Source organism: Undibacterium sp. TC4M20W, assembly GCF_049340245.1.
GTDB lineage: Bacteria > Pseudomonadota > Gammaproteobacteria > Burkholderiales > Burkholderiaceae_D > Undibacterium.
The window spans coordinates 34,743-60,694 of the sequence record NZ_JBMPPI010000021.1 but is presented as its reverse complement, the minus strand read 5'-3'; the positions used below and the strand labels follow the sequence as shown (position 1 = coordinate 60,694).

At 51.4% G+C, this 25,952-nt stretch carries 29 protein-coding genes; 18 read left to right on the top strand and 11 right to left on the bottom strand.

All coding sequences use genetic code 11. The annotated features are described in order from the left end of the window. Positions 1–215: 215 nt before the first annotated feature. Complete coding sequence (locus tag ACO0LL_RS21515; protein ID WP_422952858.1) at positions 216–1,115, bottom strand: LysR substrate-binding domain-containing protein; 900 nt, start codon at positions 1,113–1,115, stop codon at positions 216–218. A gap of 118 nt (positions 1,116–1,233) precedes the next feature. Between ACO0LL_RS21515 and ACO0LL_RS21510 the strand changes: the two genes are divergently transcribed. The 3 genes from ACO0LL_RS21510 (at position 1,234) to ACO0LL_RS21500 (ending at position 4,290) form a co-directional block, all read left to right on the top strand. After that, complete coding sequence (locus tag ACO0LL_RS21510) at positions 1,234–2,247, top strand: MBL fold metallo-hydrolase (RefSeq protein WP_422952857.1); 1,014 nt, start codon at positions 1,234–1,236, stop codon at positions 2,245–2,247. A gap of 144 nt (positions 2,248–2,391) precedes the next feature. Then, on the top strand, positions 2,392–3,693 hold the full coding sequence (locus ACO0LL_RS21505; protein ID WP_422952856.1) for a hypothetical protein: 1,302 nt from the start codon (positions 2,392–2,394) through the stop codon (positions 3,691–3,693). A gap of 93 nt (positions 3,694–3,786) precedes the next feature. After that, entirely contained in the window at positions 3,787–4,290 is a 504-nt protein-coding gene (locus ACO0LL_RS21500) for a hypothetical protein (RefSeq protein ID WP_422952855.1), read from the top strand. A gap of 182 nt (positions 4,291–4,472) precedes the next feature. On the opposite strand, the gene ACO0LL_RS21495 is transcribed toward ACO0LL_RS21500, so the two are convergent. Continuing rightward, entirely contained in the window at positions 4,473–6,191 is a 1,719-nt protein-coding gene (locus tag ACO0LL_RS21495; RefSeq protein WP_422952896.1) for a PHB depolymerase family esterase, read from the bottom strand. Positions 6,192–6,792: 601 nt separating this feature from the next. On the opposite strand from ACO0LL_RS21495, the gene ACO0LL_RS21490 reads away from it, so the two are divergent. The 3 genes from ACO0LL_RS21490 to ACO0LL_RS21480 all read left to right on the top strand — a co-directional run bounded on the left by ACO0LL_RS21490 (position 6,793) and on the right by ACO0LL_RS21480 (position 9,141). Then, the gene (locus tag ACO0LL_RS21490) at positions 6,793–7,854 is read left to right on the top strand and encodes an alginate lyase family protein (RefSeq protein WP_422952854.1); all 1,062 of its coding nucleotides are present in this window, start codon (positions 6,793–6,795) and stop codon (positions 7,852–7,854) included. A 71-nt stretch (positions 7,855–7,925) separates the two neighbouring features. Continuing rightward, entirely contained in the window at positions 7,926–8,162 is a 237-nt protein-coding gene (locus ACO0LL_RS21485; RefSeq protein WP_422952853.1) for a hypothetical protein, read from the top strand. Positions 8,163–8,259: 97 nt separating this feature from the next. Next, positions 8,260–9,141: an HNH endonuclease gene (locus ACO0LL_RS21480; RefSeq protein ID WP_422952852.1), complete on the top strand. Its 882-nt coding sequence runs from the start codon at positions 8,260–8,262 to the stop codon at positions 9,139–9,141. Between the two features lie 145 nt (positions 9,142–9,286). Here the strand turns inward: ACO0LL_RS21480 and ACO0LL_RS21475 are convergent, their stop codons facing one another. Next, positions 9,287–9,796 (bottom strand): Crp/Fnr family transcriptional regulator, encoded by a 510-nt coding sequence (locus ACO0LL_RS21475; RefSeq protein WP_422952851.1) that lies wholly within the window; start codon positions 9,794–9,796, stop codon positions 9,287–9,289. A 343-nt stretch (positions 9,797–10,139) separates the two neighbouring features. Between ACO0LL_RS21475 and ACO0LL_RS21470 the strand changes: the two genes are divergently transcribed. Beyond that, positions 10,140–11,069, top strand: a complete 930-nt coding sequence (locus ACO0LL_RS21470; protein ID WP_422952850.1) for a tetratricopeptide repeat protein — start codon at positions 10,140–10,142, stop codon at positions 11,067–11,069. Positions 11,070–11,208: 139 nt separating this feature from the next. Here ACO0LL_RS21470 and ACO0LL_RS21465 read toward each other — a convergent pair whose 3' ends face one another. Beyond that, on the bottom strand, positions 11,209–12,132 hold the full coding sequence (locus ACO0LL_RS21465) for an AraC family transcriptional regulator N-terminal domain-containing protein (RefSeq protein WP_422952849.1): 924 nt from the start codon (positions 12,130–12,132) through the stop codon (positions 11,209–11,211). Positions 12,133–12,304: 172 nt separating this feature from the next. On the opposite strand from ACO0LL_RS21465, the gene ACO0LL_RS21460 reads away from it, so the two are divergent. The 9 genes from ACO0LL_RS21460 to ACO0LL_RS21420 all read left to right on the top strand — a co-directional run bounded on the left by ACO0LL_RS21460 (position 12,305) and on the right by ACO0LL_RS21420 (position 21,040). Then, on the top strand, positions 12,305–12,895 hold the full coding sequence (locus tag ACO0LL_RS21460) for an NAD(P)H-dependent oxidoreductase (RefSeq protein ID WP_422952848.1): 591 nt from the start codon (positions 12,305–12,307) through the stop codon (positions 12,893–12,895). 37 nt (positions 12,896–12,932) lie between these two features. Next, positions 12,933–13,391, top strand: a complete 459-nt coding sequence (locus ACO0LL_RS21455) for a (2Fe-2S)-binding protein (protein ID WP_422952847.1) — start codon at positions 12,933–12,935, stop codon at positions 13,389–13,391. 14 nt (positions 13,392–13,405) lie between these two features. Beyond that, positions 13,406–15,652, top strand: a complete 2,247-nt coding sequence (locus tag ACO0LL_RS21450) for a molybdopterin cofactor-binding domain-containing protein (protein WP_422952846.1) — start codon at positions 13,406–13,408, stop codon at positions 15,650–15,652. A 36-nt stretch (positions 15,653–15,688) separates the two neighbouring features. Next, positions 15,689–16,735, top strand: coding sequence for an XdhC family protein (locus tag ACO0LL_RS21445; RefSeq protein ID WP_422952845.1), 1,047 nt, complete (start codon positions 15,689–15,691; stop codon positions 16,733–16,735). Between the two features lie 275 nt (positions 16,736–17,010). Further along, entirely contained in the window at positions 17,011–18,567 is a 1,557-nt protein-coding gene (locus tag ACO0LL_RS21440; protein ID WP_422952844.1) for a tyrosinase family protein, read from the top strand. A 2-nt stretch (positions 18,568–18,569) separates the two neighbouring features. Beyond that, positions 18,570–19,328: a DUF2182 domain-containing protein gene (locus ACO0LL_RS21435; protein WP_422952843.1), complete on the top strand. Its 759-nt coding sequence runs from the start codon at positions 18,570–18,572 to the stop codon at positions 19,326–19,328. 110 nt (positions 19,329–19,438) lie between these two features. Continuing rightward, complete coding sequence (locus tag ACO0LL_RS21430) at positions 19,439–19,654, top strand: VF530 family DNA-binding protein (RefSeq protein WP_422952895.1); 216 nt, start codon at positions 19,439–19,441, stop codon at positions 19,652–19,654. A 246-nt stretch (positions 19,655–19,900) separates the two neighbouring features. Then, positions 19,901–20,374: a hypothetical protein gene (locus tag ACO0LL_RS21425; protein WP_422952842.1), complete on the top strand. Its 474-nt coding sequence runs from the start codon at positions 19,901–19,903 to the stop codon at positions 20,372–20,374. Between the two features lie 258 nt (positions 20,375–20,632). After that, positions 20,633–21,040 (top strand): hypothetical protein, encoded by a 408-nt coding sequence (locus ACO0LL_RS21420; RefSeq protein ID WP_422952841.1) that lies wholly within the window; start codon positions 20,633–20,635, stop codon positions 21,038–21,040. Between the two features lie 42 nt (positions 21,041–21,082). Here the strand turns inward: ACO0LL_RS21420 and ACO0LL_RS21415 are convergent, their stop codons facing one another. From ACO0LL_RS21415 to ACO0LL_RS21400, 4 genes are all read right to left on the bottom strand, one after another. Next, positions 21,083–21,478, bottom strand: a complete 396-nt coding sequence (locus ACO0LL_RS21415) for a hypothetical protein (protein WP_422952840.1) — start codon at positions 21,476–21,478, stop codon at positions 21,083–21,085. A gap of 2 nt (positions 21,479–21,480) precedes the next feature. Then, a complete protein-coding gene (locus ACO0LL_RS21410) occupies positions 21,481–21,837 on the bottom strand; it encodes a hypothetical protein (RefSeq protein WP_422952839.1) in 357 nt (118 codons plus the stop codon). A 186-nt stretch (positions 21,838–22,023) separates the two neighbouring features. Then, positions 22,024–22,413, bottom strand: coding sequence for a hypothetical protein (locus ACO0LL_RS21405; RefSeq protein ID WP_422952838.1), 390 nt, complete (start codon positions 22,411–22,413; stop codon positions 22,024–22,026). Between the two features lie 191 nt (positions 22,414–22,604). After that, entirely contained in the window at positions 22,605–22,796 is a 192-nt protein-coding gene (locus ACO0LL_RS21400; protein WP_422952837.1) for a hypothetical protein, read from the bottom strand. A gap of 276 nt (positions 22,797–23,072) precedes the next feature. Between ACO0LL_RS21400 and ACO0LL_RS21395 the strand changes: the two genes are divergently transcribed. Further along, positions 23,073–23,657: a TetR/AcrR family transcriptional regulator gene (locus ACO0LL_RS21395; RefSeq protein ID WP_422952836.1), complete on the top strand. Its 585-nt coding sequence runs from the start codon at positions 23,073–23,075 to the stop codon at positions 23,655–23,657. A gap of 45 nt (positions 23,658–23,702) precedes the next feature. Here ACO0LL_RS21395 and ACO0LL_RS21390 read toward each other — a convergent pair whose 3' ends face one another. Next, positions 23,703–23,867 (bottom strand): hypothetical protein, encoded by a 165-nt coding sequence (locus tag ACO0LL_RS21390; protein WP_422952835.1) that lies wholly within the window; start codon positions 23,865–23,867, stop codon positions 23,703–23,705. A 165-nt stretch (positions 23,868–24,032) separates the two neighbouring features. Here ACO0LL_RS21390 and ACO0LL_RS21385 point away from each other — a divergent pair, with 165 nt between their 5' ends. Next, positions 24,033–24,536, top strand: a complete 504-nt coding sequence (locus ACO0LL_RS21385; protein ID WP_422952834.1) for a hypothetical protein — start codon at positions 24,033–24,035, stop codon at positions 24,534–24,536. Positions 24,537–24,903: 367 nt separating this feature from the next. Here ACO0LL_RS21385 and ACO0LL_RS21380 read toward each other — a convergent pair whose 3' ends face one another. Then, positions 24,904–25,338 (bottom strand): hypothetical protein, encoded by a 435-nt coding sequence (locus ACO0LL_RS21380; RefSeq protein WP_422952833.1) that lies wholly within the window; start codon positions 25,336–25,338, stop codon positions 24,904–24,906. Between the two features lie 141 nt (positions 25,339–25,479). After that, a complete protein-coding gene (locus tag ACO0LL_RS21375; RefSeq protein WP_422952832.1) occupies positions 25,480–25,869 on the bottom strand; it encodes an immunity 22 family protein in 390 nt (129 codons plus the stop codon). Positions 25,870–25,952 lie beyond the last annotated feature (83 nt).

Genomic DNA, 25,952 nt, shown 5'->3' with positions numbered 1-25,952 from the left:
GCTGCCAGGGAGGCAACGTAAATTGATTTGCAGCATATTCTAAAACAAAAGACGCAGCATCAATTTATTTTATGTATCCGCCGGATGTGATTTCTGCATGCCGCGCTCATCCCACTTTGCCGTATGCGGAATTTGCATGTGGCGCATTGCAATCCACCTCCCGTTACGGCTATATCACGACTTTGATCAGACATTTTTCTGATGGCGCCATCCCGCTACTTGGAACCTTCCACCCGCAAGAATGCAATCAAGCCCTGCAAGGCCGCCGTCATGTGGCGTCTGCTGGAATAATACAGATAAAAGCCCGCGCGCATAGTCGCGAAATCAGGTAGCACCTCTTGCAAGCGGCCACTTTGCAGGTAGGGGTGTACATGGTCTTCTGCCAGGGCGGCAATGCCTGCGCCGTTCAGGGCGGCTGCCAGGGCGAGGTTGGCGTCATTGACGATGAGATGGCCTGTAACCGCAATCTCCAGTGACTGCCCTTTGTCCATGAATTTCCAGGGGATATGCACCTCGGTACTCGGGCGTTTGATGCGTATGCATTCATGCTTTTGCAAATCGCGCGGGGTATGTGGCATGCCGTTTTTGGTGATATAACTTTTTGCAGCAACACAGACAAAGCGGCGCTCGGGGCCTATGCTGATGGCGATCATGTCTTGCGCCAGCAATTCCCCTTGTCGTATGCCTGCGTCATAGCGGCCCTTGGCCAGATCGACGGTTTTATCTTCTACCGAAATATCCAGCACGATATGCGGATAGGTTTTGTGGAATTCTGCCAGCCTTGGCGCGAGCAGCAATTCTGTCGCGACCCGTGGTGCGGTCAGGCACACTGTGCCCGCTGGTGTATCGCGAAAGTCATTGATGGCTTCTGTCGCCTTCTCCAACCCATCCAGCACGGGGCGCAAATGATCGAGCAATTGCTGGCCCGCCTGCGTCAGCGAGACGCTGCGTGTAGTGCGGTGCAAGAGCCGCACACCGACGCGGGTCTCCAGTTGCCGCATCACCTGGCTCAGGGCAGATGGTGTGACTTCCAGAAAAGCTGCCGCCCTGGCAAAGCTCTGCCTCTCTGCTATGGCCACGAAGGCCTTGAATTCTGCAAATTCACTCGCACGCATCGGTTAATCCATTTCATTAGTACTACTACATAGTTTAATAAGATATTACTACATTATTTCATCATAATAGCTCTCTATACTGAAGCCCTGTTCATCACTACACGAAAAAGGCCTCATCATGAAAACCAGCATCAAAACCGCTCTCATACTTGCCAGCACGCTGAGCCTGGCAATAGCGATCTCAGGCAATGCCAATGCGCAGGCCCAGGTGCCAGAAAAAACCCGCGCAGCAACACCCATGGCCAAGTTCCAGGCCCCCGGTTTTTACCGCATGATGCTGGGCAGCTTTGAAGTCACGGTATTGTCAGACGGCACGGCAACCCGCCATGTCGATGAAATCATGAGCAAACCTGAAGAAGTGCGCGCCGCCTACGCCCATCATCATGAAGAGCTGCCTGCTGAACTGTCGATCAATACCTATCTGATCAACACCGGCAGCAAACTCTTGCTGGTCGATACCGGCGCGGGCGAGTTGTTTGGCGCTGCCGGCGATGGCAGTGGCAGCAGCAACAGACTGATACGTAATCTGCGCGCTGCCGGGTACCAGCCTGAGCAGGTCGATGCGGTCTTGCTCACGCATATCCATGGCGACCACTCTGGCGGCCTATCGGCTGGCGGGAAACGCCTGTTCCCGAATGCTGATGTGTATGTCGATAAAAACGATGCAAACTATTGGTTGAGCACGGCCCAGGCTAATGCAGCGCCGGCAGCAAAACAACTGACATTTACCCAGTCACGCGCCACCGTGAACCCGTATGCCGATGCTGGCCGCCTGAAAACCTTCAACGGTGCACAAGAATTGTTCGCGGGTGTCAGCAGCATTCCTTCGTATGGCCATACACCTGGGCATACGGCATACCTGATCAGCAGTCAGGGCAAAAACTTGCTGTTGTGGGGTGACCTCATACATGCCGGTGCCACCCAGTTCAAAGACCCGACGATCACCATCGCCTATGATTTTGATGCTGCGGCTGCGGTCAGATCACGCCTGTACTTGTTGCAACTGGCTGCCAGCAAGGGCTATCTGGTTGGCAGTGCGCACATTTCCTTCCCTGGTCTGGGTCATATAGGTAGCACTACCACCGGCTATGAATGGCTGACCGCGACTTACCAGATTCAGGGGACGTATTAAAAGAGCGGTGCGGCTAAAGAAGACAGAGAAACGCGGGAGCGGGGAAGCGGGGAAGCGGGGGCGCATAGCCAACAGCAGGCAAATGATGGGCGAGCAGGCTCGAATCTGCTACCATCATCAAAACCTCTCGCTATCACCATCACCATGAAAAAGACCATCTACCTGTGCCTGTCCGCTGCCCTGTTAATGACTTGCCTGCCTGCTATATCGCAAACCCTGGCAGAAGCAGATGCCGCCTATTTTCGCCAGGATTACAAAACGGCCTTTGACATGTACAAGAAACTGGGAGATGAAGGCGAAGCGGCGGCGCAGTATCAGCTTGGCCATTTGTACGAAAGCGGGCGCTATGTGTCGCAAAGCTTTGACAATGCTGAACCCTGGTACCGCAAATCGGCTATGCAGGGTTATGCCAAGGCGCAAGCCAATCTGGCCTGGTTATATGTGAATGGCAAAGGTGGCCTGGCGAAAGACGTACTGCAAGCCGTGCTATGGTACGAAAAGGCCGCCGCTCAGGGTGACAGTGAAGCCCAGGAGCGCATTGATAATCTGTACAACTTTTACCCTGACCTGAGAGCATCGGTGGCACGGCAAAAAGAAACTGTCATTGAAAAGAAGCAGCAAGAAATCGCGGCACAACGGCAGACTGAATTCAATGCACAGTCAGAAAAAACCAGGCAAGAGTCACTAACCTGCATGAGCAAACTGGCGGATGATCCCAGGACATTATCACTGGCAAGCAAATTTGCGCTGGACAGTAAAAAAGCCGCCAGCATGGAAATGCTGGCCAATACCAGCAAGCCTGGTGCCAAGGACAAACCAGCACTATCGTACATTGTGGGCGAATGGGAAAGATGCATAGATATCCAGATGGAACGACGCCGCAAGTTCTTGCCACCAGAAGTCGATAGCCTGATCAGCAGCTACCGGTTGGAATTGCGCACTGGTTTTGCTGATCTCTACGCGGGCAAATCTTCGTATGGCGACATGGCAAGACTGCGCGCCAAACTGGATATAGATTTCAAACAAAAACTGGATGCATTGACTGCCAAATTCCAGGCGCAGGAATTTGCCGAGGCCAAGCAAAAGCAAGATGCTGAAGCACAAAAACGCTATGCAGAGGCACAAAGCCAGCAACAACGTGAAGCAGAAAAACAAAGGCAGGCAGACGCCCGCCGCGCTCTGGACATGCAAGAAGCCCAGGCACGTGCGCAACTCGAACAAACCAAGCAGTTGCAAAGAAATGTCGATTTCTTGCAAGGTCTGCAAATGCAGCAAATGTTTAATCCACGTCCGCAGCAGCAACAGCAGCAGGTGGTACAACAGGTTGACAATAGCGTTTACGTTCAGCAGGCACCACCGCCTCCGCCGCCCCCGCCAACGCCATCGCGCCGGGTGAATTGTTCATCAACGCGCTTGGGTAATACGGTGACAACGAATTGTTTTTGAGCCCCATGCAATTGTATTGGCGCTTCATAACGCATTTCTGAACAAATACTGTATCTTGTTCCCCCTGATATTTTTTCAAACAAAGACTTTATTATGCATTGGCGCAATCACCCTGCACTGAAAAGCAAACTGCATCCTGACTATCCTGACGACCTGCAAGTCATCGTGCACGATGGTGGGCCACGCTTGACAGAGCGCCGCCCGGAACTGGTCTGGGTCAGGATAAGCGGTCTCGAAAATGAAATGCTGAGTGGCACGGTCTTGAATGCGCCAACACAATTACAGTCGGCGCGACAAAATCAACACATACAATTTGCGCTGGCTGGCGTAGAACACCCGGTCATGCTGACTGCAAAATACCTGCAAGAGAAATCTGCCTGGAATGTCCAGCCTTGTGACAAGTGCGGTTTTACACATCTGTTTGATGCGCCGTCAGACTTGATCAAAGTCATTTTCCCCAACATACCAGCAGATGCAGAGATGGAAGGTTTTACCAGCTTTTGCCCTCTTTGTGGTGGAGTGCAAATCATAGAATCCAGAAACATTGCACCACTTACTGAAGTCAAACGCCCGTGGTGGAAATTCTGGTCATCCTGAACGCAAATGCCAGATCTGATATCTGAGCAGCAAAGACAGTAGCTCATCGCCCGCATTTTCTTGCATCAAACAAGGGCGCAACACGTCAATGATCTACTAAAGGCGCAGGAGCAGACACGCACATCCGGCATGTCTGTTCCTGCTTGCTCTCACCTTTCTACGTCTATCAACATAAAATCAACTCAGGGGCAATTACCAATGATGTAATAGCCAGCTGCCGTCTGTGCCAGCGTCTTGGTGTAGAACAGATTATCCAGCCCCATGTTCTGGTTGGAACCATTAGCCAGTGCATAGCCGCCACTATCATGCGCGCGCCCGGCTTGTACATGGGCATAATTGCTGGCAGTGACCGCATTGCACGTCCAGCCCGATGCAGTGGTGACACTGATGGCAGCAGACAAGGCACTTTCACCACTGCTACCCACGGCAGAAACGGCAAAGCTATAGCTGGTGCTGGCTGTGAGGCCGGTAACGGTGTAACTGGTAGCACTGAGCGGGGATGCAGTAATCTTGCTGCCATTGCTATAAAGGTTATAGCCAGTAGCACCGCTGACTGCATTCCAGCTCAGCGTTACGGTGGTTGCCGTTGGTGTGCCTGCGCTCAAACCACCTGGTGCAGATATCACTGGCGCAGTACCCACCAAAAATTGCGGGATAGCGCAATTGGCTGATACCTGGCCCAGATTGTCGGTGGCATTGACGGTGCCTGTGTAATAGCCACTGGAGAGGTTATAGCTTTTGCTAAAGCTGCTGCCGCTGCCTGCTGTGGTATCGTTCACATTGCTGGGGCCACTAAGACTGACGGCGTAGCTGCTGATGCTGCCACTGGCAGTGGCTGTACCATTGATGGTGGCGCTGGTGGCTGTGATGCCTGAGCTGGAACAACTGCTCATCACCGGGGCAGGCACGGTGGATGCGCGCAGATTATTCTTGAACCAGAAATCCATCAAAAACACCGGATAGTTGATCTTGGTGCTATCAACATAATGGCTGTTCTGGCCGCCACTGCCTGCAGGCCATGCATGGCCCATGCCGCTGACGGTAATCTCATGCGTGCGCAGTTTGCCATTGGCATCGGTGTAGGGGATATTGGTGCCGCCAGTTGCGATGCTGACACTGCTGCCCTGGGTGAAGGTACCGTCATACACCTGGCGCATGGCGGCCACATCCATGGGACCATAGGCTTGTGCCACCGTATAGTCACTGGTACCCCAGACTGCACCGGCAATCTGGGTCGCAAATTTTGCAGCATTGCTGCCCGCCATGGCCTGGCATTTGCTGGCTGCGGTGGCAGCAGTATAGCCTGAGGGTACGGCACCGATCTGCAAGGTAGTGGTGCCTGGTGGCGGGCCGGCATTGATGCCAACACCGGCAAATACATCAGGTGCCAGGCAAGCCAGCACCATGGCTTCGCCACCGCCGGATGACAAGCCGGTGACATACACCTGATTAGGGTCAATCGCATATTGCGGATTGCTGACAAAGCGGTTGACCAGGTCCAGCAAAATCGCATCATGTCCTGCTGCGCTGCGGGTGTGCGTGGTATTGGCATAGTCCCAGCAATGATTGCTATAGACATTGCCGGTCGCATTTGGAGCCAGGATGACGGCACCATATTGCTCGGCCACCGCCTTCCAGTTAAAACCCTTGTCGCTGGTTTTATCGATTACGTCACCAGAGGCGGTCTGGGTGCAGCCGTGCAGCACCAGCACCAGTGCGCGTTTGCCTGCCAGCACGGGTTGTGCGGCAGGCCAGTAGAAATAACCTGTGAGGTTGCCGCCATTGACGCTGTCAGCCGCCCAGGTTTGCTGGCTACTCCAGCTGCCTGGCCCGGCTGTGGCTGCATGCGCAGTCAGGCTGACCAGCAATGTGCAGGCGATCAGCATGACTGCCCGCAACATGGTCTTGATATGGTTCATTGTTGTCTCCGTTATTTTATTTATATAATTTGAAGCAGTTTGTGGGCCCTGTTTTTTGCACACCAATCGCTTTGCATTTATGCGACGAAGATGCCACGAAGATACGACTAAGATTAGCTCAGCAAAGTGTTTCCCCATAGACCCGGCAACCAGGGTGGACATACGTCCACATTCCTGGTTTTGTTTTGGTGATGAACGCAATACGTATGCACGCGCGCACCAGCTCAGCACGCACGTACACGCAAGCTCAAAAATGAGCTATAAAAAATAAAGCAGTTGAAGTTTTTGTCTCCTGATTTTTTTGGAATTCCATCTGGGCAAGCGCGGGCCAAACCAGATGCAGACCTGTACAGGTAGCAATCATGCTACATCATTATTTTGCGAATACAAGACAAACAGGCTGTGCAAATCTGCACATTTAGCTGGAGAAAAAAACGCATGCTTTTTTGTATCAATGTGAGCATTAGCCCGCCCGCAATTTGATACAACAATCGCTAGGACATAAGGGCAGAGCTCTCCTTTATCACCTCGTCTTACCCGGACACGGTATCATGCGCTCATGTCCAGCTCGCATATCATCGCTATGAAAAATCATCCAGGCCGCATCATATCCAGTCTCATTCTGGTTTTGCTCGGCCTCCCCTGCCATGCACAGACCAGTGTCACACCCGCACAGCCGATGATGGTCAGTGCAGAACGCTTCGCCACCTTGCGGCAGGAACCCGCACGCTGGGCAGCCTTGCGCAAGCGCTGTGATAAGGAATTGACGCAACCCGCCCATGCAGTGGCAGATTACAGCCCGGCACGTCATTACACGGCTGACGGTGTCAGCCATGACCCCAGCGGCAAATACCTGAACACAGATGCCGGGGTAGCTTATCGCGCAGCCCTCTGCTACCAGCTCAGTCATGACATCGTCTATGCGCGCCATACCCAGCAGATCGCCGATGCCTGGGGCAAGACGCTGACACATGTATCAAAAGACCAGGGTGCGGCTGAGCTCAATTTCAATATCCCGCAACTGGTCATCGCCGCCAGTTGGGTGCGCAATGCCAGTCTCTGGGATGACAGTGACTTCATCAGCATGCTGCAAAATGTAGTGCTGCCACTGTCACATGCCGACAAGGCCAATAATCACGGCAATTGGGGCGTGCTGATGGATGCCAGTATTGCCGCCTATACCGGCAACAACAAGCAACTGGAACGCGCGCAACAGCGCTGGCAAACCCTGTTATTAAACCAGGTTGCAGAAGATGGCAGCATGCCGCTGGAAATTTGCCGCAGCAACACCAATAATTTTTGCGGCGGCCCCGACAAAGGCATCAACGGTATCAGCTACACCCATTACACCCTGCACCCCGCCACCATCACGGCAGAAATTTTTTTGCAACTCGGTAAAAATTTATACCAAACCGAAGCTGGCAAGAAACTGTCACTGGCGTACCAGCGCGCTGCGGAATGGACGCGTTACCCTGAACGATTCCCCTACTATGCCAGTAACCAGGGCAAGCTCAATGGCATTAACAACACCGCCTATTTCCTGATCCTGCAAGCTCACACCATGAATGACGACGCCGCAGAAGTCATCAAGCAGGGCAAGCCGGGTTCAAACAGCCTGGAACTGGTGCTGCTGTATGGTCGTTGAGGAAGAGCGAATACCATGTTAAGTTACAATATCCGCTTGCATACCGCATTAGCCCTTCAGGAACCCAGCACATGAACACCGTATTCGCCGCCCCCGTGTTTGACACCACCGTCATTTTTGAAGGCAAAGAACTCTTCAAAGGCAAAAGCGCCGCCGAGAACTGGGCCAAAAAACTCGGCGCAGAACTGGAATGTGTAGCCACCGTAGAAAAGATAGGCACAGGCTGGGCGATAGTCGGCAACGTTGATGGTGAGGATTGTGTCTGGGCGATTTTGGGGCAGAGGTTGAAGAGAATTAATCGGGAGTGATGGCTTCAGCCTAGCACGACTGTAGGGTGCGCCGTGCGCACCACCCGTCATATTAATGATATGTAATCTGAGGTCACATTAATTTAACTATTTAAATATGTATTTATTAGACGACGACAGCACATTTGTTAACGCTGAATTTAGCTTAGACATCATAGAAGCCATGCAATGCATCGTCGTGGAGAGCAGCGGCGGCGCAAGTTCAGTACAAGGAAGAAGTCGACGCAATCCAGATTACAACAAATTAATCAAAGTCATCCTCACTCGCCTCGTTAAGTTACAAATCAAAATTACTAAGATAATTCTTGATTCACAAAAAGTTGCAAATATACCGATGGACGAAAGGATAGCAAGATTAAGAGTAAATTATCCAATTGATCTAAGCTCAGTGAATATCGATGACTTCAGAAAGATGTTGGGCAGAACAATAGCATTAATGCATCGCACTCCCAATGCCACACGTAGCGGAAACGCTCAGAAGCGCATACGAATCTGCTTGGATAAACCTATCACACCTGCACAAATACTCGCAGCATCAAGCGATATCAGTACTGTTGAGAACGTTGAAGATGAAATATTTTCGCACAAAGAAACTGAACGAGAATACCTACGGACAGCGCGTCTAGGACAAGGCAATTTTCGTAAAGAACTGCTGAAAAAACATTTGTCAAAATGCCCTATAACTGGCATTACCAATTCAGATTTACTGATAGCTTCTCATATAAAACCTTGGAATGTTTGTACAAACCTTGAACGTTTGGACCCCCATAATGGCATTTTACTGTCGCCAATTATTGATCGCCTTTTCGACAAAGGACTTATTACATTCAGCAATGAAGGAACGATACTCGTTTCGCCAAAGCTCTCACCATCCGATACAAAGCTTTGTAACATAGGTGCAGCAAACACATTGCCGTTGTCAGAAAAAAACAAGCAATATTTGACTTATCATCGGCAAATACAATTCAAGAAAAATTAATTCACATAGACGCGATAGCGAAGCATAAGCGTGCCTACACAACATATTGCGCCGTAATAATGGGACATCAAACACGGTGCGCACGGCGCACCCTACATATGAGACTGCTTACTATCGGACGGGCGACTATTCGTTTCTAAGCCACTCACAAAAACTCCACCAGTTGCCCACTGACGCTACGCAGACGCTGGCTCATGAGTTTGGCCAGCCGGGCCAGGATTTGTACTGCCAGCGTTGGCTTTTCGCGGATGATGCGCTGGTAATTGTCCTTGGTCAGCAGGAGCAGGATACTGGTTTGTGAGGCGAGGCAGGTGGCGGAGCGTTTTTCGCCATCGATGATGGACATCTCGCCTATGGTCTTGCCGTGGCCTACTGATACGATGCGGTGCGGCGTGCCGTCGAGATCGGTCTTGAGTATCCCGACTTCGCCCTTGACCAGCAGACCCATGTAGGAACCGGCTTCACCTTCCCTGAAAATGGTCGTGCCTGCCGAGACTTCATAACATTGCAGATAGGCCGCCAGGGCCTCGATGTCTTTCCAGTCCAGGTCGGCAAACAGTTGCGATTCAGAGACCATGTCGCAGATATCACGCGACTGAAAGGTCGTGCCTGCGCCGACGAGACGAAAACCTGGCAAAGCTTGATCTGGGTTCATTTTGCACTCTCCAACATTTTACGTATTGTAGTGACTAATAGTTTATCGCAATCGGAGCGACTGTAACAGCATAACTGGCCTGACAACAAAGATGAAGATTGCAAACCAAGGTAGCAAAATACACTATCTGTCAGGCTTCAAGCTCATTTCACTGGGGGAATCAGGCAAGCGATGTGCAAACTGCTCAGTTGCTATGAAAAGTTGATGAAAAAATGCTTATTTGCAATGATCAGGTATAATTTTTTGCCTTCAACACTCGCCTTTTTACAAAGATATATGACACGAGGCGGCAGAATCAACTCTTAATAGCCTTGCAATCGCATTACCAATCTTACAAAACCCGATGAAAAAAATTCCAGGCACTATACTGCTTGCTCTGGCAGCCAGCACGCTACAATCGGCTCAGGCGCAAATCAATGAAGGCCAGGTTCTCTATGACAAAACTCAGTTACTCTCCAAACAGGGTAAATACGACGAAGCGATCACTGCTGCGCAACAATTATTGCGTCTGTCAGAAACAAACGGGCCCGAAAACCGGAGTGTGGCAGACAGCCTGAATGTCCTCGGTGATTTATACAGGGCTCAGAAAAAATATGCAGAAGCAGAGCCTTTGTATTTGCGTGCGCTGGCCATAGATGAAAAAATATTGGGGCCCAATCACCGCGAAGTGGCAATCGTTCTGAATAACCTTGCCTTGACATACAAAGCACAAAATCGCTATGCAGAGGCGGAGTCTTCATACAAGCGTGCGCTGACTTTGGTGGAAAACCAGCGGGGCCATGAGCACGCTGATGTGGCATCTATCCTCAATAACCTCGCCTTTCTTTACACCGCACAGGATAAATATGCCGAAGCGGAGCCAGTGATCAGACGCTCTCTGATCATCACTGAAAAAGCAAAGGGTAGAAACAGTATTCCAATAGCGATCATGACTGGCGATATTGGAGAATGGATGGAGAAACAGGGTAAACTGGAAGAAGCTGAATTTTTTTATACGCACTCGATTAGCATCTGGCAAAAAACGCCTGGCGGAAATCAGCAGGTGATAGCATTAAGAATTGCAGGTCTTGCCGCACTGTATATAAAACAATCCAGATATACTGAGGCAGAACCATTATTGAAGCAATCATTGGCACTCGTAGAATACGCAATGGTCCCGAATCACGAATACATCATAAGGAGCCGTAACAAGCTCGCCGATTTTTACCGCAAGACTGGTCGCGAAAATGAGGCCATCGCGCTGGAAAAAAATGCCGACAAATCTGGCAAGTGACGTCAACAGGACTTACACCGTTGCGCCTCACTACCTTACTACCCGCGTCGGCAGTGCTTGGCCGGGGACGCCGAGCCATCTTAATTTCGCCCCAGCCTCTCAAGCATCAATCAGCTCACAAACTTTAGCAACCGCCCTCTCACATCGCCATCCGCATACGCCTGATATCACGCAATGGCGGCTCACCAAACAGCCGTGTGTATTCACGGCTGAACTGGGAAGCGCTTTCATAGCCCACTCTTAATGCGGCGCTGCTGGCGTCTATGTCTTCGATGAGCATGATCTGGCGGGCGTTTTGCAGGCGCAGGTGTTTCAGGTATTGCAGGGGGCTCATGCCTGCCACGGTGCGGAAGTGTAGTCTGAAGGTGGAGGCGCTCATGTGGGCCTTGCTGGCCAGTTCGTCAATGGCAACATCCTCGGTGTAATGTTGTTTGAGCCAGGCGATGACGCGGGCAATCTGCTGGCCGGGTGAACCAGCCGTGACGAGGTGGCGCAATACCGGGCCATGCTCACCATTGAGCAGGCGGACGATGATCTCTTGCTGTATCAGCGGCGCCAGCATGGGCACGAGCTGCGGTTCATCCAGCAGGCGCACCAGGCGGGTGATGGCATCGAGCAAGCCCTCCTCCATGGTCACAACGGACATGGCGAGCGATGTCGTGGCTTTGAGGGGCGCGGCGAATGTCATGCCAGCGGCGCACTGGGTAATCGCCAGGGCATCCAGCATCAGGTACATGCCCAGAAATGGCTGTGTGCTGCTGGCACTGGTCACATAAGACACTACCGGCAAATCGACCGAAGTGACCAGGGATTGTCCTGGCACATAATCAAATACTTCTTCTCCCAGGTTCACGCGCTTGCTGCCTTGCACTGTGACGCCCAGCCCCAGGCCATAAAAGCAGGGCATGGGGTCGGTGACCTTGCTGCGCCTGACCATGATCAGCCCTGGTACCAGCGTGGTGCAATCACCATCAGTCTGCAGGATATTGCCGACCAGCTCAGCCAGTGAGTGATTAGAAGGGCTTGGCGAATGATTTGCTGCTGTCTGTTGCTGGGTCTGCATGATTTGGCTGTGCGTTTTTTGATTATCGTAGCCTACCATTTCCAGGGTAGTGTTTTCAATTTCTGCTGAGCATTCATCGAAATAGGCAAGAAATGCATCAGATCAGGCAAACGCTTTTTGAGGTATCAGGCAGACAATGGCCGTCAATAAAGAATTCTGCCAGGACTTGTCAATGAAGCATGCACTGATCATCAACGCACACCAGTTTTATGAGGGCATTTCCAGCGGCAAGCTTAACCTCAGCATGGCCGACATCATCAAGACAGAGCTGCAAAACCGGGACTACCAGGTCAGGCAAACCCAGATCGAGCAAGGCTATGACATCAATGCCGAAGTGCAGAATCACTTGTGGGCAGACCTCATCATTTTGCAGTCACCGGTATATTGGTTTGGCATGCCATGGATATACAAAAAGTATGTCGATGAAGTTTTCACGGCAGGGATGATGCAGCAAAGTTTTCTGGATGGCGATGGTCGCACGCACGAAGACCTCAGCAAGCAGTATGGCAGCGGTGGCAAGTTACATGGCAAAAAATATATGTTGTCACTGACTTGGAATGCCCCTGAAGCAGCCTTTGGTGACACGGCACAATCTTTGTTTGAAGGCAAGACGGTAGATGATGTCTTTATTGCCAATACAGCCAATTACAAATTCTGCGGGGTTGATGTCTTGCCCGCTTTCTCTTGCCATGATGTGATAAAGCAGCCTGATATTGACAATGACATGGCAAGGCTGCGCGCTCATCTGGCGAATGTCATCTGAATAAATACCAACGCTTTTACACACACCGGAGGTTTTCATGATCAACTCAACTATTAATGGCAAGAACACCAGCGTCGATGTCGCACCCGACACACCTGTGCTATGGGCCCTGCGCGATACCTTGGGCCTGACCGGCACCAAGTTTGGCTGCGGTGCCGCCTTGTGCGGTGCCTGCACCGTGCACCTGAATGGTCAGGCGATACGTTCCTGCATCACACCCATCTCTTCTGTCGCCGGGCAAAAAATCACCACCATCGAAGCCATTGGTGAAGACAAGGTTGGCAAGGCCGTGCAGGCCGCCTGGATCAAGCACGACGTTGCCCAATGCGGTTACTGTCAAAGCGGCCAGATCATGAGTGCCACTGCCCTGCTCAAAACCAAGAAGAAGCCCAGCGATGCCGACATCGACAGCGCCATGGCGGGCAATATCTGCCGCTGTGGTACCTATGTACGCATCCGCGCTGCGATTCATGACGCCACATCCACCTTGGCCTGATCAGGAGAACCAACATGCATTTTGAAGCCCGTTTGAATGAACTGCCACGCCATTTGCAATCCCTGTTGCAATCCACCAGCCCCGCAACTGGCGCAACTGGCCTGAGCCGCCGCAGTTTTTTGAAGATGGCAACTGCCAGCGGCTTTGCGCTGGGTTGCTACCCCATGCTGGCGATAGGCCAGGACGCTGCCGCCAAGGCACCCGCCGGTTTGAAACCAACCGAGCAGCCCGGCGCCTTCGTCCAGATTGCCAAAGATGGCACGGTCACAGTGACGATCAACCGCCTGGAATTTGGCCAGGGTGTGCAAACCGCCTTGCCACTGATACTGGCAGAAGAGCTCGATGCCGACTGGAGCAAGGTCAAGTATGCCAACGGCAATAACCATCCTGCCTATGTCGATCCGGCATTTGGCATGCATTTGACGGGTGGCTCGAATACCATCGCCCATTCTTATACCCAGTACCGTGAACTGGGTGCACGCACCCGTGCCATGCTGGTACAGGCTGCGGCGACGCAATGGGGCGTTGATGCCTCTGCCCTGCGTACAGAAAAAGGTGTGGTAGTCGGGCCAGGCGGCAAAAAACTGACGTATGGCGAGCTGGCTGAAGCCGCCATGAGTTTGCCAGTGCCAGAAAAAGTCGTGTTGAAAGACCCCAAGAGCTTTAACCTGATCGGCAAACCCACAGGTCGCCTTGATGCCAAGGCCAAATCCACAGGCACCCAGGACTTTGGCATTGATATGCACCTGCCCGGCATGTTGACGGCGGTTGTCGCGCGTCCGCCGGTATTTGGTGCCAAACTCAAGTCTGTCGATGATACGGCGGCCAAAGCCATCAAGGGTGTCAAGGCGGTGGTACGTGTGCCGGTGGATCGTGGTGGCGAAGGCGTGGCCATTATTGCGACTGGCTACTGGCCAGCCAAGCAGGGGCGCGATGTGCTGAAGCTGGAATGGGATCTGGGCAGCGTAGAAAAAGTCGATAGCGTGAAACAACTGGCCAGCTATAAAGAATTGGCCAAGCAGCAAGGCGCATTGAAGTACAACGACGATGTATCAAAGATCGCCACAGCGCCACATAAACTGAGTGCAGAATTCAGCTTCCCTTACCTGGCCCATACCCCGATGGAGCCTTTGAACTGCACCGTCGCCATCAAAGGCGACAAGGCAGAATTGTGGATGGGCACGCAAATGCCTGGTCTGGATGGCTTTGCCGCATCCGCTGCGCTGGGGCTGAAGCCGGAAAACATCGCCGTGCATACCCAGATGGCCGGTGGCGGCTTTGGCCGTCGTGCCATTCCTACCAGCGATTATGTGGTGGAAGCCTGCCATGTCGCCAAGGCAGCAGTCGCCGCTGGCCTGGATGCGCCAGTGCGCACGCTGTGGAGCCGTGAAGATGATGTCAAGGGTGGCTACTACCGCCCCATGCACGTACACAGGGCAGATATCGGTTTTGATGCGCAGGGCAATATCCTCGGCTGGGACCATGTCATCGTCGGCCAGTCCATTCTCAGCGGCTCACCATTTGAAGGCATGATGGTCAAAAATGGCGTCGATGCGACTGCGGTTGAAGGCATGAAAGAACCATATGACATGCCGATGCGTCTGTCTGTTCATCATCCCAAGATCAATGTGCCGGTCTTGTGGTGGCGCAGCGTGGGCTCTACCCATACCGCCTTTGTCATGGAAACCCTGCTCGATGAAATTGCCCAGACCACCAAGCAAGACCCGGTGGCCTATAGATTGAAACTCATGGGTGACAAGCATCCACGTCATAAGGCAGCCCTGGAACTGGCGGTTGAAAAATCTGGCTATGGCAAAAAGAAATTACCTGCAGGGCGTGCCTATGGCGTGGCAGTGCATGAATCCTTCTCGTCCATCGTTGCCTATGTGGTGGAAGCATCCATCAAAAATGGCCAGCCCAAATTGCACAAGGTGACGGCTGGCGTACATTGCAATCTGGCGGTCAACCCCAAAACGGTGGAAGCACAGGTACAGGGTGCGGCACTGATGGGCTTGTCGATGTGTCTGCCAGGTGCAGCGATTACGCTCAAGGATGGTGTGGTTGAGCAAAGCAATTTTGGTGACTTTGTCGTGCCACGCATTACCGACATGCCGCAGGTTGCCGTGCATATCGTGCCTAGTGCCGATGCGCCAACCGGCATGGGTGAGCCTGGCCTGCCCGCGCTGGCACCAGCCTTTGCGAATGCCGTTGCCAGGGCGGGTGGCAAGCGCTGGCGTGAACTGCCTTATAAACAAATATAGGCAAGCTAAGCTCAAATCAGTGAAAGTTTAAACACGATGGAAGATCTCGATACCCTGGTCTTGCGCACGGCGCTGAACTGGCATGCGCAAGGCTTGTCAGTTATCCTCGTCACGGTGGCACGCACCTGGGGTTCTTCACCACGTCCACCGGGGTCGCTGATGGCGATCAACGGGCGCGGTGAAACCGTGGGCTCGGTATCGGGTGGCTGTATAGAAGATGATCTTATCCACCGCATCCGGGAAGAAGGCGTGCAGGCCGTCTGCGCAGGCAACCTGCCGCTGGTACTACGCTATGGCATCTCTGCCGACCAGGCACATCGCTTTGGCCTGCCCTGTGGCGGTACGGTAGAGCTGGTGCTGGAGCCAGTCTCTGCCCATAGCCGCCTCGATGAATTGCTGCTCGCCTGCGAACAACGCCGCAGCGTTGAGCGCACACTGGATTTGCAGACCGGCCATGCTAACCTACAAGCTGGCCAGTACGACGGCTTGCCCAGGCTGGATGAGCACAAGCTCATCACCTACCTTGGCCCACAGGCCCGCATCATCGTCATCGGTGCCAGTGACCTTTCACGTTACCTGTGCCAGTTTGCACTGAGCCTAGGTTTTGCCGTCATCGTCTGCGACCCGCGTGAAGAATACCGTGCCAGCTGGCAATTGCCCGGTGTAGTCGTCAGCACAGAAATGCCCGACGACCTGATACTGCGCCTGCAACCAGACAACCGCACCGCCGTCATCGCCCTTACGCATGATCCCAAACTCGATGACCTGGCCCTCATCGATGCCCTGCAATCAAATGCTTTCTACGTTGGCGCTATCGGCTCACGCCGCAACAGCCAACAAAGACGCGAACGCCTGCACATCCATTTCGATATCCCGCAAACCACCCTGCAAACCCTGCATGGCCCCGCTGGCCTGTACATAGGCAGCAAGACCCCGGCAGAAATCGCCCTGTCCATCATGGCAGAAATTGTGGCGATCAAGAATGGCATACCACAGCCAGCCAGCACGCCTGTCGTGCTTGGCAAGGCGATCTATGAAAGCCAGCCGCAGCAAGAGATGAACGGCGCCATCTGCGCCATCTGAGTTTGTAGCTGCTCATCTCTTGCTCTAACTCTTGCTCTGACTCTTGCTCTGACTCTTGCTCTAACTCTTGCTGCGGCGTGATGTTGCCTGGCCTGCATTCTTCCTGACTACCACCTGATCCCCCTACACTGCGACTTCTCTCCAGCCCATCCATACCCTGCGGCAATCTCATGTCACAAATTAACAATTGGACGATAACAATTGACAAAAAGTGAATAATATTGCAAGATTTTATGGCAATATTTTTGCATGCCTGATCATCTCAAGGAGGATGTATGACATTTGAACGCAAGGACGTATCAAAACTGGGTTCTGACTGGAACGATACGCTGGTCTGGTATGCAAAAGCAGTGGGCAAGCTGCAGGAAAGGCCGCTGGCATCGCGCACCAGCTGGCGGTTTCTGGCGGCCATGCATGGTTTTAATGAAGTACTCTGGTCGGCTCATGGCTATTACAGCAATGGCGAGGCCCTGCCCTCAGACAGCGACAAGGCCAGGTTCTGGGACCAGTGCCAGCATCAGAGCTGGTATTTTTTGCCGTGGCACCGTGGTTACCTCGCATCGTTTGAAGCCATTGTGCGCAGTGCCGTGGTTGAGCTTGGTGGCCCGGCGGACTGGGCGCTGCCTTACTGGAATTATTTTGATCCTGATTCACGCTCTGTGCCACCGGCCTTCCTGCAAAAAACCATGCCTGACGGCTCACCCAATCATTTGTATGTCGAAGCCCGTTATGGCGATGGCGAGAGTAACTTTATCGTGTTGCCTGGCGATGTCTCGCTAAATGCCCTGAAAGACCATGCCTTCATCGGCGGTAACACTGGTGGCAATACCGGTTTTGGTGGGCCAGACACAAAATTCAATCATGGCAAGGGCGTTAACGGCCATCTCGAATCTGACCCGCACAATACCGTGCATGGCCTGGTCGGCGGCCTGGCCGACCCTGCGCATGAAGAAGACCGCACGACCTATGGCCTGATGTCCATCCCAGCCACCGCCGCACTCGACCCCATCTTCTGGCTGCACCATGCGAATATAGACCGCCTGTGGGAAGTCTGGCGCAAACGCGACCCGCAAAATCTTGATCCTGATCAGGATAGCTGGCTCAAAGGCCCGGCTGACCGCAAATTCATTGTGCCTGACGCGGTGGGTGAAGGTATCACCTTCACTGCATCACAAATGCTCGACACCAGGGCAGCACCGCTAAACTACACTTACCAGGACATCAGTGACCCGCTGGGTGGCAGCACGCGCAAAAAAATCAGGCTGACAGGCTTGCGTCTCTTGAGCGATGCGCCTATGGTGAATTTTCTGGATATCAAATCTGCAGGAGGCCAGGTGGCGACAGAATTATTGGGGGCCAATCCCAATCGCATCAAACTGGCAGGCGGCGTTTCGCACACCAGCGTGACGCTCGATAAAGCCAGCACAGACAAGGTCAATAACAGCTTTGAGAGCGTCAAATTGTTCAGCGCCACACCCAAAGAACCAGACCGCGTCTTTTTGAACCTTGAAAACATACGCGGCAAAAATGATGCTGCCATCTTCTATGTGTATGTGAATGTGCCCAACGGAGAAAGCCCGCTTGATCATCCTGAGAACAAGGTCGGTGTGCTGTCATTATTTGGTGTGTCGGACGCCAGCAAGACCGACAGCCCGCACGGTGGTGCAGGCATCACCCAGGTGTTTGAGATCACCAGCCTGGTCGATAACCTGCAGCTTGATCAAAGCCAGCTTGGCGATGCCCTGCAAGTGCAATTCGTGGCACGCAATACCGTCAAGCCTGAGCACGACATCACGGTAGAACGCGTCAGCGTGTTCCGCGAAAGCCTGTAGACATGCTGTTTGCCACGCTGTTTGCCATCCTGCGCGCGGCCCTGCTGAGCTGCCCCCGCCCCTTGCTGTTGATCAGCCTGGCGGGCTGGCTGGGTTTGGCTGCGCTGCAATTTGGCGTGCGTGTGCCAGAATACTGCGGCAGCCTTGCCAACATAGACCTGGCTTATCTCGCTAATATCGGCGATCGCCTGGTCTTTGTCTGGCACACCAATTCAAGGCCCACCATGATGGCCAACTGGCTGCTCATGCTGCTGGCCATGATGTCGCCCCTGCTCGCGCAAGAAATGACTTATCTGTGGCAACGCAGCCTCGCGCGCCGCCGCCTGCGCGCCTTGCTGCTGTTTGTCATCGCCTATTTACTGATATGGAGCCTGGCAGGCGCATTCATCATGCTGGCCTCACTGGTGCTGCGCCTGGTTATAGGCGACATGCGCTGGTGCTTTGCCATATTGCTGGCACTTGCCCTGCTATGGCAAATCAGCCCCGCCAAACAATACTGCCTGAACCGCTGCCACAGCCGCCCCCGCCTCGCCGCTTTTGGCTGGCAGGCCGACCGCGACAGCCTGCGCTACGGCCTGCAAGCCGCCTTCTGGTGCGGCGGCACCTGCTGGGCCTGGATGCTGGCTGCAACCGCCGCCGGCCCCGCCCACTTCCCCTTCATGCTGATCACCTCAGCCTGGCTCCTGATAGACCGCCAGGCCCCAGGCCGCGTGCCTGCATGGCAATTGCCCTACAGCCTGCGCTGGTACCGCCCCGCCTGATACCACCCGCGCAGCCCCGGTGATATCATCCGTATCACCGAAGAACCAACGTGTATCTGAACAAGATCACCGACATGAGCACCAACGAGAGCACCAACGAGAGCACCAGCATGAACACACCAGCCCCGCGCAGCCTCAACGGCATCACCCTCGAAAAAATCCTCGAACAACTCGTCGCTTATTATGGCTGGGAGCAAATGGGACAGATGATAGACATCAACTGCTTCAAGAGCGACCCCAGCATCAAATCCAGTTTGAAGTTTTTACGCAAGACCCCTTGGGCAAGGGCCAGGGTGGAAGAGTTGTATTTGGGGATGCCGGGGTGATGCGATATGTTTGCCGTATACCGTAGGACGCATTGCAATGCGCCGGATGTGGTTCCAGAAACGACCAAAGTACGTGCAACTCCTGCATAAAACATGATCAAAGCTTTTCCCATAAAGCATCCCACATGTTTTGTAAATGTCGATACGATGTGACGCAAGACAATTAGCTATCATAATTTTTGACACGATTTCCTGATCTATTTCCATCTAGTTTTCACAGATAGAAAATTAAAAAGGTTCACAATAATGAGTGAATTAGCTTATGCGCATGGACTCGCAGCTCTCCAATTCTTCAGTTTTCATGGAGCAGCACAGACGGCAAGCTGGAATGCAGATCAGCTCAATGCAACTCCAATATTTTTTCAAGAGCAAAGAGAAGAAGATACCGGTTGCGACTACTTTATTGGTATCGGGTATGTTTTTATTACATACGCGGGTGCTCTTTTTAACGTGTTCACATCTACGAATGAATGCAAGAATTTATCGGAGTTCCATCAGCGTTTGAATGGGTACATGTTTCAAGGCGCAGCTAGCTGGTCGGCAACTGCGGTTACCAAGAGTCAAAATTGGGATCTTTTGCGCGAGAATGCAAAAAGGGCGCTCGACGAACTTGGCGAGCCAGTACCAACTAAGCCGCCAACATTTAATATCTCGGATTTAATCAACCCTGATGAGTTTCGAACCAGTAAGGAAAATCGTCAGTTACTTGATGAGCTGTAACTTACACTAATGCAAGTAACCCATCACGTGGGTACGATTAGCGCCAGCGTAATCGTACGCATGCAGTGCCGCAATAACGAAAACTCTCTAGCAAGCCCGACGGTCATCGCTTATCCATTTCGACATGAGGATGATGAAAGCTTTATCCGGTATCATAAATCATGAATGACAATCAAGCAGCATAGAGAATTACTGCTGACCATGCGTAAGATTACGTTGCACCAATCGTACCTACGACACTGAATTGCAGGATTAAACATGACATCTTTTGCAGCAGACTTGCTTTCTCTTCTTGGCAAACATGAAGAGGAAAAAGAAACCGAGATCATATTAAATAAATATAATCTCAAGGACATATTTGATGACCCACCATCCCGCCGTTACATCGGATCAAACGAAAAAGGTGTGGACGTATTGTTCGAGAACAATAAGGTCTTTGACATACAAATATTTGTTAAAAAATCCAATGACCATTCTGCTTTTGAGGGGGAACTACCATTTGGACTAAAGAATAATATGACCCAACAAGACGTACACAGGGTTTTGGGAGATCCAGAGTCATTCGATGAGTTCGATAGCCAGTATTCTTTAAAAAACCCGATCATCAGATTGACAGTGGCTTATGACAGGTCTGGCATTTTGCGTTATATAAGTTGTTGCACCTAGGTACGATTAGTGTAACGCAATCGTACTGAACGGCAGATATTTTTACAGACTCTCAGCAGCTTCTAGAATTTTCTCTAACTCCTCTTCATTATTGTCCAATAACGGAGTCTTGTCATAAAAAAATTGAGAGTTAAATCTACCATCTTCATGGATAACTAATAGAAAACCTCTCCATTCTTTACCACTTTTTAAATCGTCTTCGTATAACGCTTCAATGGCCTTCATTGACTCAAAAGACCCCCAAACATTAAATTTGTCATATTTGAGCATCTCTGGTCCACACCGACATCTCACTGTAGATTTATTTCTTAATGAATCGTCTCCATCCTCTTTTAGTAGCTCCTCATAGTAAATTATTTTTCTCCAATCCATTGGTGCTGTACTAGCAATTTCTTGAACAATGAAATTTAATGTTTCAAATTTTGGCAATAAAATCACAATTATCCTCCTGCTCTATTTATAAACCTTGTAAATATCCAATCGCCATCTGACTTCTGATAACCGGCAACAAACAAATCTGGCCTTCTTGTGGAGTTAGAGGAGCTATACACAGCCTGAATCGAAATGTTCATAGGTGCTCCCGTTTCTCTAATCAAATCTGCTAACGGATGCTCAAAATCCACTTTATAGCGACTTTGGTCAAGGTTCTTTAGAACCTCTCCATTTGAAAGAGTCACAGAACGTCCACTTCCTGGAACAACATTTAACCAATTAATCGGTCCGTCAAACTGATTTCCACCGAGATGGAAGCCTACATCTTCTAATGCACCTTCATGTCCAATTACGACTGTATCCACCTCACGACTAGCACGTAGGTACGATTAGTGTAACGTAATCGTACGCATGCGATGTCGATAGCAAGCAGTAGTCGCCAGCTTCACTTGCTCACCTTCTATGCATCCCAAAATGAGCATTATAGGGCCTGATTCCATGTCATGGAACGGCCAGACTGCATGAAGTGTTACGGGTCACCATGCGTACGATTACGTTACACTAATCGTACCTACAGCGCTGCCCTTTAGCATTTTCAATTCAAGCAGGTTTCGCAATAAATTGCCCGCCTCATCCAGTCCAATGTCATAGACGAGCCTGACAATTCTTACTATTCTTAATTCTGGCAAGTCTTCGCTTTTTGCGACCTGCACGAGTTCCTCAAGAGTCAAGCCAAAACTCTTCAGCAATTTGTACGTCTCATAGTTTGTAGAGTCGGCATCGCTTCCAATATCCTTCTTGCGTTCTGAGAGCTGATCAGGAAGTGAAGGCCAGAGTAATTCGATCTCTTTAGCAAAACCAATTGCCAGGTCAATACGCTTCGTATTTTCCAGAGCAGGGTCAGCTTTTAATTCGCTTAAAACTCTGAGCATATTATGCATGCAGACCTTAAAAATAATTTCAGTTTCCGTTCATGCCTCTTTAATGACTTGCCCTTCTCTTTGCTTTGTTGTGATTATCCGGGCTTTACTATATTTTCTCCATCAAATCGCCGCTATGACTTTCGATGCGGTTTGTAGAGTCTTCTCATTCAATCGGACAGTGATCGTGGCGCCTTGCCAGGCATAGATGATTAATGATTTATTTTTGAACTCAAGCTGTAACCTGGCATTTGCAATCGGGCCAAATCCGCTACATGCACTTTGTCTCCTGGCTCAACCCCAATTTCCTCCGCCCATGGCTCAATGACTAATTTAGATATGCTTTCGGGCATATTATCTATTAAGACGTTTTGTTCGCTCATTACAGCATTTTTTTCTATCATCTTTTACCGTCAGGTCCCAGAACGCGATCCATCATCTGCTCATGCAACAATGGCATGGGCGTTGTTTGCAGCTTAGCAGGATTTGTGTTTTCAAGACGCCACCACATCAAACCAACCTACTAGTAGATAAAATCATTGACATCAATCTACTAGTAGGTACAATGCACGCATGAACTCATTTTTACTCATGTTGAACAAGCCCTTGCCAGGAAGGCGCGGCGAAGTGCGCATGCAGCCAGCATTTGCACCATCATTTGAATTGAAAGAAAAACAAGCATGAGCATAGAACTCTCCCCCAAAGCTGCCGAGATCGTCGCTTGTGCGCGTTCGCTGCTGGCGGTTGGTGGTTATAACAGCTTTAGCTATGCTGACATTTCTGCCTCTGTGCATATCAGCAAGGCCAGTATTCATCATCACTTCGCCAGCAAGGCTGAACTGGTGCGCAAGCTGCTGGTGCTGTATCGCGAAGAAACCCGGGCTGGTCTGGCAGCGATGGAGCAGCAGATTACTGAGCCGGTGGCACAGCTTGGTGCCTATACCGGGTACTGGGCCGCGTGTATCCGCGATGGCAGCGCGCCCTTCTGCGTGTGCGCCATGCTGGCGGCAGAATTGCCGGCTATTCCTGCCGAGGTAGCGGATGAAGTTCGTGGCCACTTCCTGGATTTGTCGGCATGGCTCACATCTGTGTTGACCAGGGGCGCTGCGCAAGGGGCCTTTGTCTTGAAAACAAGCCCAGAAGCAGAGGCAATGCGGTTCATGGCGACTGTGCATGGGGCAATGCTGTCTGCCCGTGCGTATGGCAACCCGGAGATTTTTGCCAGCATCATTGAACCGATGATGCATCAATTGACTACTGAATAGTTTACATACTAGGACTTGCGCGAAACCAACCCAAAAGCTTGCAGCTTATTGTACTTCCCAATTCGTCATACCCGCGCAGGCGAGTATCCATGTCTGATTGACCTGACCTGCCTTACTGCCTGTGGGGTTGATCAACGATGGATTCCCGCTAAAAGCACGCGGGAATGACGGTTTGGGGTGCATAGGATGGTTTGCACTCATTGTGCTCATTGCTCTCCATGCATGGCCGACGCAAAAACCGTCAAGGGCAATTTTGCGTGAGTCCTGAATAATTTAAACAGGCAATTTCGCCTGTCTGGCCAACCGGAAAATACCTCTGTTTATTTCCGGTTTTTTTTGAAGCAAGCACTCTACCTACTAATAGATAAGATCATCATGCCACATCCACTTTCTCCTCTGGGCATTGCCCATACAGCCATCAGCCTGTTGCCAGTCGTAGCTGGCCTGTATAGTTTTATCCGTCACCGGGCAATTGATACGGGCAGGCGTTCTGGCCAGGTTTATCTGGCCGGCCTGGCAGTGTCGGTATTCACGGCGTTTGGCTTGTCCAGCAGCGGCGGCTTCAACCCCGGCCATGCGCTGGGCATACTGGCGCTGCTGGCAGCCTTTGGCAGCCTGCTTGTGACGCGTTTGTCTTTTCTTGGACGGCTAAGGCCTTACATGGCCACGTTCGGGCTTTCGTTTAGCTTCTTCCTGACGATGATACCAGGCACGGTTGAAACCCTGACCCGCCTGCCGGTGGCACATCCATTAGCCAGCGGTCCAGAATCACCGGTAGTGCACTCTGCCCTGCTGGCCTGGGTAGTCAGCCTCCTCCTGGGCTTTGCACTGCAAGCGCGGGCTATTCGTTTACGTCATCGACAAGCAGCAGGCAATTAGTGGACTATCACACTGGCATAGTGAGTGAAGGCCAGGTGGACTGCGCATCAAGCAAGGCGCGCAGCCCTGCACGTGCAGGCATGATGGATGGATGCCCGCACATCATAGGCATGCCGTGCGCAAATAATGAATGATCTCAGGCAAACTCGTGGGCGCCGTTTGCCCATCTCAATGCGATAGTAATGAGGGATTTATCAAGATAGAACATCGTTGCACTAAAATCTCTCTTGCAGGGCAGTGCGCTTGGATACAATTCGCGAATTGTCAGCTCAAGAAGCAGCCATGAACATCCTGCCATTTGCTGACTTGCCCCGATCGCTTTGCTGAAGCTAATAACAGGAAATCGATTCAGCCTAAAAATCGCAGTTCAAGTCAGCACTCTTTTAGTTTCTCTCCTATACAGCTTCTTGCTGTAGACAGCAACAAAACCCACAATCACACCAACGGTCAGCCAAATCCAGGGGGATTCCAGCTCATCACTTGAATACAAGACATATTCAAGATTGTCCTTCTGAAAAATGACAGGAATTTGCTCTCCATTTATCAATCTTTCTGCCATCGCTTTGCTCAGAGGCTTTTTTGGCACCAGGGTTTCGCCACTTTTTTCAAGGTATTTCACTGAGGCATAGACGCCACTGATAGGATGGTCACTCAGTTTTTTTGAGGGGTCCTGTATGACCATCATTGCTGGATGTCCCCAAAAATACCATTTCGCCTGAGTGCAAAGATTGATAGTTCCTATAATCAGCATGCATGCCGACATCATATAAAGCCCGACCACGAACGTAAGTCCACGAAGCATCAATTTTCTCTTTGTATTAATTGGTCAAAAGCCCAGAGCGAATAATAGTAGTCCAGCAGTTTCCGTCCGTCAAATCCGAGAGCTGCGAAACACTTCAAGTCCATGCCCGCGCAAATAGCAGTCCATGTTATTTGCAGACCGCTAGTCCTCTACGCACTCAAAGCAGCCAAGGTATTTCAAGAAATAGCCGCTTGCGCTGACAGTTCTGGGCGCGTGGAACTGGTCTGCGTTGGCGATAACGAATACATTGATTTTATCGATACCCTCATCGCTGCATAATTTGACGACGTCATCCAGATACGATGCACTGTAAGAATGACCGTCGATGAATTGCCGTGGCGATTTTGCCTCTTTCCAATCCAGATAGCTTATTTCAGTAAAGTCATAGTCAAAACTGAGCTCTCCCTGCTCCATGGCGAAGCTGTTCATGGGGTCTACACCCACCTCGCGCTCACGGTTTTCTACAAAATAATTTGCGGGCGCGGCATCACTAAATTGCCCTACCCAGATGTGTGATTGATGAACGTGCATTTACTGGCTCCAGTATGACAGGAACGATATTTTCCCAGATAAATGGTTGTGCAGATTATTTCCCAGCAACTATGCAAGACCGA

Excerpts from the sequence above, each read along its gene's own strand:
- ACO0LL_RS21515 (WP_422952858.1), bottom strand. The coding sequence starts at position 1,115 with ATGCGTGCGAGTGAATTTGCAGAATTCAAGGCCTTCGTGGCCATAGCA.
- ACO0LL_RS21510 (WP_422952857.1), top strand. The coding sequence starts at position 1,234 with ATGAAAACCAGCATCAAAACCGCTCTCATACTTGCCAGCACGCTGAGC.
- ACO0LL_RS21505 (WP_422952856.1), top strand. The coding sequence starts at position 2,392 with ATGAAAAAGACCATCTACCTGTGCCTGTCCGCTGCCCTGTTAATGACT.
- ACO0LL_RS21500 (WP_422952855.1), top strand. The coding sequence starts at position 3,787 with ATGCATTGGCGCAATCACCCTGCACTGAAAAGCAAACTGCATCCTGAC.
- ACO0LL_RS21495 (WP_422952896.1), bottom strand. The coding sequence starts at position 6,191 with ATGTTGCGGGCAGTCATGCTGATCGCCTGCACATTGCTGGTCAGCCTG.
- ACO0LL_RS21490 (WP_422952854.1), top strand. The coding sequence starts at position 6,793 with ATGAAAAATCATCCAGGCCGCATCATATCCAGTCTCATTCTGGTTTTG.
- ACO0LL_RS21485 (WP_422952853.1), top strand. The coding sequence starts at position 7,926 with ATGAACACCGTATTCGCCGCCCCCGTGTTTGACACCACCGTCATTTTT.
- ACO0LL_RS21480 (WP_422952852.1), top strand. The coding sequence starts at position 8,260 with ATGTATTTATTAGACGACGACAGCACATTTGTTAACGCTGAATTTAGC.
- ACO0LL_RS21475 (WP_422952851.1), bottom strand. The coding sequence starts at position 9,796 with ATGAACCCAGATCAAGCTTTGCCAGGTTTTCGTCTCGTCGGCGCAGGC.
- ACO0LL_RS21470 (WP_422952850.1), top strand. The coding sequence starts at position 10,140 with ATGAAAAAAATTCCAGGCACTATACTGCTTGCTCTGGCAGCCAGCACG.
- ACO0LL_RS21465 (WP_422952849.1), bottom strand. The coding sequence starts at position 12,132 with ATGCAGACCCAGCAACAGACAGCAGCAAATCATTCGCCAAGCCCTTCT.
- ACO0LL_RS21460 (WP_422952848.1), top strand. The coding sequence starts at position 12,305 with ATGAAGCATGCACTGATCATCAACGCACACCAGTTTTATGAGGGCATT.
- ACO0LL_RS21455 (WP_422952847.1), top strand. The coding sequence starts at position 12,933 with ATGATCAACTCAACTATTAATGGCAAGAACACCAGCGTCGATGTCGCA.
- ACO0LL_RS21450 (WP_422952846.1), top strand. The coding sequence starts at position 13,406 with ATGCATTTTGAAGCCCGTTTGAATGAACTGCCACGCCATTTGCAATCC.
- ACO0LL_RS21445 (WP_422952845.1), top strand. The coding sequence starts at position 15,689 with ATGGAAGATCTCGATACCCTGGTCTTGCGCACGGCGCTGAACTGGCAT.
- ACO0LL_RS21440 (WP_422952844.1), top strand. The coding sequence starts at position 17,011 with ATGACATTTGAACGCAAGGACGTATCAAAACTGGGTTCTGACTGGAAC.
- ACO0LL_RS21435 (WP_422952843.1), top strand. The coding sequence starts at position 18,570 with ATGCTGTTTGCCACGCTGTTTGCCATCCTGCGCGCGGCCCTGCTGAGC.
- ACO0LL_RS21430 (WP_422952895.1), top strand. The coding sequence starts at position 19,439 with ATGAACACACCAGCCCCGCGCAGCCTCAACGGCATCACCCTCGAAAAA.
- ACO0LL_RS21425 (WP_422952842.1), top strand. The coding sequence starts at position 19,901 with ATGAGTGAATTAGCTTATGCGCATGGACTCGCAGCTCTCCAATTCTTC.
- ACO0LL_RS21420 (WP_422952841.1), top strand. The coding sequence starts at position 20,633 with ATGACATCTTTTGCAGCAGACTTGCTTTCTCTTCTTGGCAAACATGAA.
- ACO0LL_RS21405 (WP_422952838.1), bottom strand. The coding sequence starts at position 22,413 with ATGCATAATATGCTCAGAGTTTTAAGCGAATTAAAAGCTGACCCTGCT.
- ACO0LL_RS21400 (WP_422952837.1), bottom strand. The coding sequence starts at position 22,796 with ATGATAGAAAAAAATGCTGTAATGAGCGAACAAAACGTCTTAATAGAT.
- ACO0LL_RS21395 (WP_422952836.1), top strand. The coding sequence starts at position 23,073 with ATGAGCATAGAACTCTCCCCCAAAGCTGCCGAGATCGTCGCTTGTGCG.
- ACO0LL_RS21390 (WP_422952835.1), bottom strand. The coding sequence starts at position 23,867 with ATGAGCACAATGAGTGCAAACCATCCTATGCACCCCAAACCGTCATTC.
- ACO0LL_RS21385 (WP_422952834.1), top strand. The coding sequence starts at position 24,033 with ATGCCACATCCACTTTCTCCTCTGGGCATTGCCCATACAGCCATCAGC.
- ACO0LL_RS21380 (WP_422952833.1), bottom strand. The coding sequence starts at position 25,338 with ATGCTTCGTGGACTTACGTTCGTGGTCGGGCTTTATATGATGTCGGCA.
- ACO0LL_RS21375 (WP_422952832.1), bottom strand. The coding sequence starts at position 25,869 with ATGCACGTTCATCAATCACACATCTGGGTAGGGCAATTTAGTGATGCC.